The organism is Nitratidesulfovibrio vulgaris str. Hildenborough, assembly GCF_000195755.1.
In the GTDB taxonomy this organism is placed as follows: Bacteria; Desulfobacterota; Desulfovibrionia; order Desulfovibrionales; family Desulfovibrionaceae; genus Nitratidesulfovibrio; species Nitratidesulfovibrio vulgaris.
Map to the genome: position 1 here is coordinate 2,127,539 of NC_002937.3, position 10,692 is coordinate 2,138,230.

A 10,692-nucleotide genomic window follows, 5' to 3' on the forward strand; every position below is an offset into this window, starting at 1 on the left:
GAAAGAAGACACCGAAGGGCACTACGCAGCCTGATCAGCGTCCCAGCCGGGTACGGCAAGTGTCAGGTGAATACTATCTCTGTACAACCTAGGCTTTCTTCTCACTATAGTTTATTTTTCCTATTCTTTTTATCTAATACTGGACGTGGAAACAAATTCTTATCAGCAAAATCGCGAACAAGATTACTTTTTAGAAAATTAGTTATTTTTTGGCTTTCATTTTCTGTTGCTGCAAAATGCAATATTTTGTGTTTAAGTCTTATTTCTCTATCCAATTCGAATGCCATTTCGCGAATTTTTGCATATATTGACTTATTACTTACACCTTCATATTTCAACGATACTGCCTCTATAATGAGTCTTTCAAGGGCATCACCTCTGCCTCTAGATCCGCGCCAAATGATATTACTAAATCGTTCATTAGTACGACCATCATGGATTGAAGTAGAATCAAACCACTGTAACAAACCTCTCTGCCAATTGCGCTTACCCCATCGAAACAATCTTGTAGCACTCTTAAAATATTTGGTTCTGAAGTAAATATTTTTTAAATTTTCAACAGCATCATTAACACAATACTTTAAAAATTGGCTCATCTTCGTATCTGGGAAAAAAGCCATCCCTATCGTAGCATTTACGAATGCATGCGCACATATCGAAACCTTTTTAATTTCACTTCCAGTGAATTTATCCGACACCCTAAATACCTCTCTAAAGAAATCAAAAGCGACTTCATTAACACTAAAAAAATAGTCATTACAACAACTACTAAACCCGTAGTAAAAAGAATTTTCTCCATCATCACAACTAAAAATGTCAATGACATCTTGCCTAAGTCCATCACGCGTCGCGATATCAACGCTAAAGGCAAAATGCTTTCTTCTCGCTTTCGATTCATAAAAATGAATATCTATAACACGCCTTGAGTTATCTATAGCCACAGTAAAATCATCTGGATAAGGTTGAGCCCTAACACTACATTCACCACCGAAATGCGTAGTATTGATTAGCAGCCTAAGACGTCCTCCTTGAACACGGCTAGGATCTAGGTATAAAAACCAAAGGTATTTTTTAAAAACAAATCCTTCATTAGAGAAAAGCCACATTACATCTGTAAAAACAGCACCGTATCGATCCACCAATACATTAAGAGAAATAGCCTCCTCAAATAATGCTTTGTCGAGCGGAAGAGGAAGAGGACGCTGCGGCTTAACGTCACGACGCAAGCATCCCCGAAAATATTTTCGGATTTTTTTACGCAACGATGCTTTTACACGGTACTTACTTATCCCAGTTTCGCACGCAATCTGAGGGACATCAACAATATATCCAGACCATTCTCGATTGCTACCCTTAATACAATATTGATAATTATTGTAAAAAAACCCTACATACTCTTTCATACACACCTCCATAGCCCTCACGACACGAGAGCACCTCTTATACTTACACCCAAGAGGTCTCTAAAGGCACGCACGAAGAAAAACTACGTAGCCTCCCCCCTGCACTCAATCTTTTATCATCTCTGACAGCCGACTGGCAAAAGGTGGGGCTATAGTGGGGCTAAACATCAAAAACAAAAAGAGGCTTGCAAGGGAACACCTTGCAAGCCTCTGATTTTACTGGTTGCGGGGGCAGGATTTGAACCTACGACCTTCGGGTTATGAGCCCGACGAGCTACCGTGCTGCTCCACCCCGCGACATCTGCACACCTGATGTGCAAGAGGGATATGTACCCCCGTTCGACAACGGAGTCAACACGTCATTTACAACAGACTGCGTTTGCCGTATGTAACCGACCCATGAACACGGTCGCTTCTTTCTCCATCATCGTGCCGGTCTTCAACGAGGAAGACAACCTCCCCGTCCTTTTCGCCGAGATTCACAAGGCCGTATCCGGGCTTGGCAAAACGTGGGAAGTGCTCTTCGTCGACGACGGCAGCACCGACCGCAGCCTCGACGTCATCAAGCGTCTCGCTGCCGAACACCCCGAAGCGCGTTACGTCTCGTTCTGCTGCAACTGCGGGCAGTCCGCGGCCTTCGGCGCCGGTTTCCGCTACGCCAAGGGTGATGTGGTCATCACCATAGACGCCGACCTTCAGAACGACCCCGCGGACATTCCCGCCATGCTGCGCGAATACGAACGCGGCTTCGATATGGTCATCGGCTGGCGTGCGCGGCGGCAGGACACCTTCACCAAGCGTATCGCCTCGAAGATAGCCAATGCCATCCGCAACCGTCTCAGCCATGAGACCGTCAAGGATACCGGCTGTTCGCTGAAGGTCATGCGCACGGAACTCGCGCGCAGGCTGCCCATGTTCACCGGGATGCACCGCTTTCTTCCCACTCTGATGAAGATGGAAGGCGCCAGCGTGTCGGAGATGAAGGTCAACCACCGTCCGCGTCTGCACGGCACCTCGAAATATGGCACCTTCAGCCGGGCAAAGACCGCCTTCTTCGACCTGCTGGCCATTCGCTGGATGCAACGTCGGCATGTATGCGTCGACGTACGGGAGCACAACTGACCCCTCCGGAGCATCACATCTGGAGTGACGCCCTGCTGCTCTCTGCCGGGGTTGCACTACAGGTTGCGGCATTCCGTGTTCCCCGGGGGCAGTGCCTCGCCCCGACCCTTCACATCGTCGGAGCCTGCTGCATCGCACTTTTCGCCCTGAATGACAGGGATGCCCTCTCCCTCGTGGGACAGGGAATCCTCACCGTCTGCCTTCTTCCCCTTCTGTACGGGAAATCAGCATGATAACACGCACCATCCGCGGAATCCTGAAGGGCGCCGCCGTGTTTCTCGGCCTCGCAGGCGCCATCGCGCTATTGCACGCCTTCGGTCTGGACAGCACACTGGACACGGCGTGGATAGACTCGCACATCCGTGACCACGGTCTTCAGGGGCACCTTCTCTACATCGGCATCGCCGGTGTGCTCACGGCTTTGGCAGTCCCGCGCCAATTCGTCAGTTTCCTTGGCGGCTATGCCTTCGGTGCGGCATTCGGCACACTCTGGGCAACCGTTGGGGCAACCCTCGGCTGCATGCTCACCTTCTTCTACGCACGGTTCGCCGGGCAGTCACTCGTGAACAGACGTTTCAGCCACAGGGTGGCGCGCGTCAACGCGTTTCTCTCGCGCAACCCGTTCACCATGACCTTCATCATCCGCTGCCTTCCGGTCGGTAACAACGTGCTGACCAACCTCATAGCCGGAGTGAGCAGCATCCCCGCCGTACAATTCTTCGCGGGGTCGTTCATCGGCTACATCCCGCAGCATTTCATCTTCGCACTCCTCGGCAGCGGGGTGCATGTCTCCCCTGTCCTGCGCACGGTGACGAGCGCCCTGCTTTTCGTGCTCTCCAGCGTGTTCGGCTACATGCTCTACCGCCGCTACCGCATCGACCGCGACCTCGAAGAACCAGACGATCAATAGAAAAACAGACGCGATAGCCAGACGGCGTCGCCGACGCTCGCCCCTGTGGCGTAAGGCATCTTCTCGGGGAAGCTGCAGAAGCGACAATCCACCACGCGAAAGATAGACGAAGCCCCCTATCTTCATCGGCAGGGGGCTTCATTGCGTATTCTATGCGCCGATGGACGGGCTACGACACTTTGCTGCCGGGGGAGACCGGGCCGGAAACAGACACGAGTTCCATCCCCTCACCCTGACGGACGGCAAGGATCATCCCCTGCGATTCCAGCCCGCGCAGCTTGCGCGGAGCGAGGTTGGCAACCACAGCGACCTGACGCCCCTGCAACTGTTCAGGAGAGAAGTAGGCGGCAAGCCCCGCCACAATCTGCCGTGGCTTCTCCTCGCCGAGGTCGACTTCGACCCGCAGCAACTTGTCGGCGTTGGGATGACGCTCGACTGCCACCACGGTTCCCATGCGGATGTCGACCTTCTGGAAGTCTTCGAAGTCGATCACTCCGGCATCCTCCGCGGGAGAAGCAGCAGGCGCAGGCGCAACAGCGGCAGGCTTGGCGTTCTTCGCCGTGCCGGCACCGTCGGCGGACTTGCCCTTTGAGGAAGCCACCTCGGCAGGCTCATCCTTCTCCCGCACGAGTTCAACCCTCGGGAACAGGTTCGATGCCCCGGCGACCGTGGTGCCGGGCTGCAAGCCGCCCCATGTTTCGGCCTCGTTGCCAAGGTCGACTGCGTCGACGTTCACCTCGAGACCAAGCTGCGCCAGCATCGATGTCGCAGCCTCGGGCATGACGGGAAGCAGGTGCACCGCCACCTTGCGCATGGATTCGAGCAAGGTGTACATGACCGTGCCAAGTCGCTTGGTGTCGCCCTGCTTGAAGAGCGTCCAGGGTGCGGCGCTGTCTACGTACTTGTTGAGGGCACGCACGAGTTCCCACAGCGATTCAAGGGCATTGGAGAAGCGCACACGACCGAAGAGGTTGCAGAAATTACGCTGGGCCTCGGCAGCGAGTGCCCGCAGGGTCTCGTCCTCTTCGGTATAGGCGCCGGGTGCGGGTACGACCCCGCCGAAGTACTTCGCCGTCATGGACAGCACCCGGCTGTAGAGATTGCCAAGGTCGTTGGCGAGGTCGGCGTTGAGGCGTCCCACGAGTGCCTCCTCGGAGAAACTCGCGTCGCTGCCGAAGTGCATCTCGCGCAGGAGAAAATACCTGAAGGCGTTGAGGCCGTAACGGTCGATCATCTCCAGCGGACTTACGACGTTGCCAAGCGACTTGGACATCTTGGTGTCGCGCACCAGCCAGTAACCGTGGACATTGAGATTGTTGTACGGTTCAAGCCCCGCCGCCTTCAGCATCGTAGGCCAGAACACGGCGTGCGGCTTGAGGATGTCCTTGGCCACGAGATGCTGCACTCCGGGCCAGTAGTTGGCGAAACGGTCACCGTCGGGCCACCCCAGTGCCGACACGTAGTTGAGAAGCGCGTCGAACCACACGTAGCACACATAATCGGTGTCGAACGGAAGTTCGATGCCCCATGTGAGGCGCGACTTGGGGCGTGATATGCAGAGGTCCTCGAGCGCCCCGCTGTCCAGCATGGAGAGCACTTCGTTACGATAGCGTTCGGGCCGGATGAAATCGGGGTTGTCCAGGATGTGCTGCTTCAGCCACCCCTGATACTTGGACATGCGGAAGAAGTAGTTCTTCTCGGCGATGTACTCCGGCTTCACCTGATGCTGCGGGCACAGGCCGTTCTCGAGCTCCTTTTCGGTGTAGAAGCGTTCGCAGCCGTAGCAGTAGTGCCCGCCGTACTCGCCGAAATAGATGTCGCCGCTATCGTACACCCGCTGCAGGAACGCCTGCACGACCTTCTTGTGTTCCGGGTCGGTGGTGCGGATGAACTGGTCATATTCGACACCAAGATGCGGCCACAGGTCACGAAACTGCCCGCTCACGCCGTCGACGAAATCCTTGGGTGAAACTCCGGCCTTTTCGGCTGCCTGCACTATCTTGTCGCCGTGTTCGTCCGTCCCGGTGAGGAAATAGGTGTCCTTGCCAAGAAGGCGCTGGAACCGGCGCATACTGTCGGCGACGATGGTCGTATAGGCATGCCCGAGGTGGGGCTTGGCGTTCACATAGTAGATGGGTGTCGTTACATAGAAGCGGTCCACGATGGTATCTCCTGATGCCGTCCCGCAGGACGCCTACATTCTGGCTACGGGGATGCGGAACGGTCGTGGCGCTGACCACATCCGCCCGCATCCCGCGCTGGAACTCATTTGCACATCACGCTGACGATGAAGGGAATACACTTGAAGAGCCATGCTCCCCGCCCGTACGCCCCCCCCCGAAGGGGAGACATAGAGGCATCATATTCCCACATTCGTCGAGCGGGGTAGCCTATTCTTCCGAAGAGCCGCCGTCGCGCGGGCGGCGCTTGCGTTTGCGCCGTCCACGACTCGACCGCAAGGCCGAGGCATCCGTACTCTTGATCTGACGATGCGGCAACGCGATGGCGGCAGGTGCCTGCTTCGCCAGCGGGCCTTCAAGCCCCCCCGCTGTCGGGGCAGCGACCGCAGCAGTGGTGTCCGCCAGCGCTGCGTCGGTCGGGACAGGCGCAGCCGTTGCCGTTGCAGGCTCGGCCTGAGGTACGCTCTCTACCGGCGCTTCGACCTGCTCCATCCCCATCACGGCACCACCATCGGGTGACGTGTCGAACGGGGCCGGCTGCTCTGTCGCGAATTCGACACCAGCGGCATGGAGGGACGGAGCGTCGGCCTCTGCCTCGCCTCCGGCTGGCGGGGTCTCGCCGGAACCCGGAACATCACCATGAGGCATGCCGCGCCGGTCAGCGCGCTCGGCACGGTCGGGGCGGCCTCCGCGGTCGGAGCGCTCGCCAGCCCTGCCGCCGCCATGCCGCGCAGCTTCTCCGCCCGTGGCACCGGCAGCCCTGTCGGACGAAGGCGCGGGCGCCCTGTCGCCGTTTCCGTCACGGGCCGAGCCGCCTTCAGGCCTGTCACGCCGTGGCGGACGCGCCTGCTGCGGCTGCTGGTCGGGACGACGCGGGTCGAGCTGTTGCCATTCATCGAGGCTGATCTCGATCTCTTCGCCCGTATCCGTGAACGCCATGAGGCTGTTGCGGAACATGTTGGCGCGCAGCACCTTCACCGGACCACGATTGGTCATGTACTTCTTGCCAAGGCGCGGGCAACTGCGATGGAACTCCTCGTAGTTCTCCTGCTCATAGCTGAGGCAGCAGAGCAGGCGTCCGCATATGCCGGATATTTTCGCGGGATTGAGAAAAAGATTCTGCTCTTTGGCCATCTTGATGGTCACTGGAGCGAATTTGCGCAGGTAACGGCGGCAGCAGCATACCATGCCGCAGTTGCCCACCGCACCGATCATCTGCGTCTCATGGCGTACGCCTATCTGCCGCAGTTCGATACGTGTGCGGTAGTGCTTGACGAGGTCTTTGACAAGCTCACGGAAGTCGATGCGCGACGGGGCCGTGAAATAGAATATCAGCTTGCTGAGGTCGAAGAAGACTTCGACATCGACAAGCTTCATGTCGAGGTTGCGCGCCCGTATGCACTCACGGCAATACGCCGCAGCTTCGGCACCCATGGCCTCGTTCGTCTCCGCGCGTTCGAGGTCTTCGCCCTCGGCAACGCGCAGGATGGGTTGCAACTCCTCGTCGCCAGCGTCTGAAGGCCTGTCGTCACGCACGGCGATGACCTCGCCTATGCCTTGCCCCTGGTCGGTCTCCACGATGACGCGGTCACCGAGGGAGACCTCGGCCTCACCTGCCAGAAAATAATATACCTGTCCGTAATCACGGAACTTGATGCCGAGTATCTTGTCCATTCCGTACCGGGACGTACCGGGATGTTGAAGCCGCCGTGAGGCGGACGTTGCGGAGAAGGCAAGATTGCGCCTCTCGAAATAACCTCTTCTTTTCGGCTATTGCCGCGATGCTGTCAATAAACGGACGTGACACCGGGAGGTTGTCAAGGTGCTTGTGGTGTTTTACACAAAGTCCACGCACAGCATCATCAAGAGGAAGAACATTATGATAACCAGAACCGAGGCCATGGAAATAGTCATGGCCCAGAACCCGGAACAGCACCTCGTGCACCATGCCCTCGCCACCGAGGCCGTGATGCGCACGCTTGCAGCCCGTTTCGGCGAAGATGCGGAACTCTGGGGACTCACCGGACTTCTGCACGACGTCGACTTTCCCGCCACGCGCGACCTGCCCGAACGCCACGGCATCGAGGCCATGACGATCATCGGCGCGGGTCTGCCCGAAGAGGGACTGGCAGCCATCCGCGCCCATAACGCCGAATGCAACGGCAACGCCCCTTCCACACGGCTGGATACGGCCCTGCGTTGTGCCGAGACCGTGACCGGCCTCGTCAGCGCTGCGGCACTCGTGCGCCCCACCGGCATGGAAGGCATGCAGGCATCAAGTCTCAAGAAGAAGATGAAGGACAAGGCATTCGCCGCCAGCGTCAGCCGCGACCGCATCAAGGAATGTGCGAACATCGGCCTCGAACTCGGCGACTTCCTCGGGCTGGCCATCGAAGCCATGACCCCTGCGGCCACCGAACTGGGGCTCACGCGCCCCGCCTAAGCGAAGGACTCCCCATGAAGCTCTCATGCGTCATCGTCTCGCATAACATGAAGAACTACATCGGCCGGTGCATCGATTCCGTCCGTACCGCTCTCGCCGACATCCGCTCCCTCGTGGGCGAGGCCGAGATCATCGTCGTCGACCGCGGGTCGACGGACGGGACAGCCAACGCAGCCCGCACCGCCTACGCCGACGTGACCATCGTCGACGTGCCGTTCGACGCCGGCTGGGCCACCGCCGCCAACAAGGGGGCGTGTGCCGCCACCGGCGAGACCCTGCTCTTCGTCTCGCCCGAGGTCGAACTGCTCTCCGGCGGTCTGCCCCGCCTTCTCGAACATCTCGAGACCAACCCCGCCTGTGCCATCGCAGGGGGTGCGGTTGTCTCCACCTCGGGCGCACTGCTGCACGGCCCGGCGCGCTTCCCCGGCCTGCTGGGCAAGCTTGCGGCCCTCACCGGGCTGGGTTCGCGCTTTCCCCGCACCATGCTCGACTGGACACGCTACGGCGGGCGCAACCTCGACCTGCCGCTTGAAGTGGACAGCGTATCGTTCGACTACGCCGTGGTGAAGGCCGCCGCCTTCTGCAAGCTGGGTCGCTTCGACGCCCGCTTCCATACCGCCTTCGCCGACACCGACCTCTGCCGCCGGGCCAGCCGCACCATGCTGCCCCGCCCCACGGTCGCCTTCGTGCCGCAGGCCCGCGCCCGCGCACAGGACAACTTCGTCCTGCGCGACGAAGTGCAGGCCTTCGACCTGCACGGCACCGCCGTCGTGCGTGGCCGTGTCCGCTGCGAGATGCTGTATGTCTGGAAGAACTACTGCATCCTCACCTCGCTGGCCAACACCACCCTCGAACTCGTGGGACAGGCCTGTCGCTACGCCATGGGGCTGCTGCCCGTCATCGGCTGCGACAAGACCGCGCGACACAGTGCCGCAGTCCTGAAAGAGACGGCGCAGGCGGCACTCGACACGCAACTTGGTTCCCAGTATCCCACCACGCCCTGGTAGGTTCGTATGCCGAGAGGCCGGTGCGTGCGCATCGGCCTCTTTCATTGTCCCTCCGGTTGCTGGAACGTGGCAGCCAACGGAGTAGATGGACTGACGGGCGACTCCGGCTAGGACGGTTGCCATCATGCGCGTCCGTCCGGGGCGAAAGCGCCGGAGACGAAGCAACCCCGCGAGGCCGCAGCTTGCCATCACCCTGACGACGCGCCCGCGCCACTCGCATGAGTGGCGGCGACGACGTTCACATGCTACACTCGGCGGAATGAGCCACAACAAGGAGGCCCCCATGCCCGGAACGCGTTTCGAGAAGGATGGCCTTGTCATCGACACCACCATCCCTCATCTCGGCCCCGCCAAGATACCCTCCCCTCTGGTCTACTGCCATCACACCAACGACACTGGTGTACCGCTGTACCTCGACTCCGAGTTCATCGAAGAACTGGCCGGTGAGAGCACTGCCCTCAACTTCGAAGCGGCCGGGCCGCGCCGTAATCTCTACTTCGACCCGTCAAAGGCCAAGTGCGCCATCGTCACCTGCGGTGGCCTGTGCCCCGGCATCAACGACGTCATCCGGGCCATCGTCATGGAGGCCCGCCACGCCTACGACGTGCCCGCCGTGCTGGGCATCCGGTACGGGCTTGAAGGTTTCATCCCCAAGTACCGCCATGACGTGGTCGAACTGACGCCCGATGTCGTGTCGGACATCCATCAATTCGGTGGGACCATCCTCGGTTCGTCACGCGGCCCGCAGTCGCCGGAAGAGATCGTCGACGCCCTCGAACGCATGAACATCAGCGCACTCTTCATGATCGGCGGCGACGGAACCCTCAAGGCAGCCTCCAACATCGTGCAGGAGGTGATGCGCCGCAATCTCAAGATTTCGGTCATCGGCGTCCCCAAGACCATCGACAACGACATCAACTTCATCAGCCAGTCGTTCGGCTTCGAAACAGCGGTGTACAAGGCCACCGAAGCCATCCAGTGCGCCCATACCGAGGCCATCGGCGCCATGAACGGCATCGGTCTCGTCAAACTCATGGGGCGCGAGTCGGGCTTCATCGCCGCACACGCCACGCTTTCGCTCAAAGAGGTCAACTTCGTCCTCATCCCCGAAGCCCCCTTCACCCTGCATGGCGAGGGCGGCCTGCTACCGACGCTCGAACGCCGTCTGCGCGCCCGGGCCCACGCCGTCATCGTGGTCGCCGAAGGTGCGGGGCAGAATCTGCTGGCTGACACGGGCAAGAAGGACGCCTCGGGCAACCCCATCCTCGGCGACATAGCCCAGCTGCTGCGCGCCGAAATCAAGGCATACTGCGACGAACGCGGCCTGCCGCACACGCTCAAGTACATCGACCCCAGCTACATCATCCGCTCCGTGCCCGCCAACGCCAACGACCGCGTCTACTGCGGCTTCCTCGGCCAGCATGCGGTACACGCGGCCATGGCCGGACGCACCGGCATGGTCGTGGCGAAGCTCATGGACAGGTACGTGCATCTGCCCCTTGAACTTGTCACGCTGCGCAGGCGCAAGCTCAACATCCGCTCCGACTACTGGCGCGCCGTGCTTGAATCGACCGGACAGGCCGAACTTGCCGGCATGGTGCCCGGTCTCGACGAATAAGGGCACACG

At 59.2% G+C, this 10,692-nt stretch carries 8 protein-coding genes and 1 tRNA gene; 5 read left to right on the forward strand and 4 right to left on the reverse strand.

Features of this window, described 5'->3' with window-relative positions; genetic code table 11:
• Nucleotides 1-104: 104 nt before the first annotated feature.
• Both DVU_RS09670 and DVU_RS09675 read right to left on the reverse strand, forming a co-directional pair.
• Entirely contained in the window at nt 105-1,403 is a 1,299-nt protein-coding gene (locus DVU_RS09670) for a hypothetical protein (RefSeq protein WP_010939329.1), read from the reverse strand.
• A 220-nt stretch (nt 1,404-1,623) separates the two neighbouring features.
• Nucleotides 1,624-1,700 (reverse strand) — tRNA-Met (locus DVU_RS09675).
• 102 nt (nt 1,701-1,802) lie between these two features.
• Between DVU_RS09675 and DVU_RS09680 the strand changes: the two genes are divergently transcribed.
• On the forward strand, nt 1,803-2,525 hold the full coding sequence (locus DVU_RS09680; protein WP_010939330.1) for a glycosyltransferase family 2 protein: 723 nt from the start codon (nt 1,803-1,805) through the stop codon (nt 2,523-2,525).
• 229 nt (nt 2,526-2,754) lie between these two features.
• Nucleotides 2,755-3,435 carry a TVP38/TMEM64 family protein gene (locus DVU_RS09685; RefSeq protein ID WP_010939331.1) on the forward strand — a complete coding sequence of 227 codons (681 nt, stop codon included), beginning with the start codon at nt 2,755-2,757 and terminating at the stop codon, nt 3,433-3,435.
• 169 nt (nt 3,436-3,604) lie between these two features.
• Here DVU_RS09685 and metG read toward each other — a convergent pair whose 3' ends face one another.
• Together metG and DVU_RS09695 are read right to left on the reverse strand one after the other, a co-directional pair.
• Nucleotides 3,605-5,596, reverse strand: a complete 1,992-nt coding sequence (metG, locus tag DVU_RS09690) for a methionine--tRNA ligase (protein WP_010939333.1) — start codon at nt 5,594-5,596, stop codon at nt 3,605-3,607.
• Nucleotides 5,597-5,825: 229 nt separating this feature from the next.
• A complete protein-coding gene (locus DVU_RS09695) occupies nt 5,826-7,289 on the reverse strand; it encodes a PSP1 domain-containing protein (RefSeq protein ID WP_010939335.1) in 1,464 nt (487 codons plus the stop codon).
• 205 nt (nt 7,290-7,494) lie between these two features.
• Here DVU_RS09695 and DVU_RS09700 point away from each other — a divergent pair, with 205 nt between their 5' ends.
• The 3 genes from DVU_RS09700 (at nt 7,495) to DVU_RS09710 (ending at nt 10,683) form a co-directional block, all read left to right on the forward strand.
• On the forward strand, nt 7,495-8,058 hold the full coding sequence (locus tag DVU_RS09700; RefSeq protein WP_011792111.1) for an HDIG domain-containing metalloprotein: 564 nt from the start codon (nt 7,495-7,497) through the stop codon (nt 8,056-8,058).
• Between the two features lie 14 nt (nt 8,059-8,072).
• On the forward strand, nt 8,073-9,065 hold the full coding sequence (locus tag DVU_RS09705) for a glycosyltransferase (protein ID WP_010939337.1): 993 nt from the start codon (nt 8,073-8,075) through the stop codon (nt 9,063-9,065).
• Nucleotides 9,066-9,348: 283 nt separating this feature from the next.
• A complete protein-coding gene (locus DVU_RS09710) occupies nt 9,349-10,683 on the forward strand; it encodes an ATP-dependent 6-phosphofructokinase (protein ID WP_010939339.1) in 1,335 nt (444 codons plus the stop codon).
• The last annotated feature ends 9 nt before the right edge of the window (nt 10,684-10,692 follow it).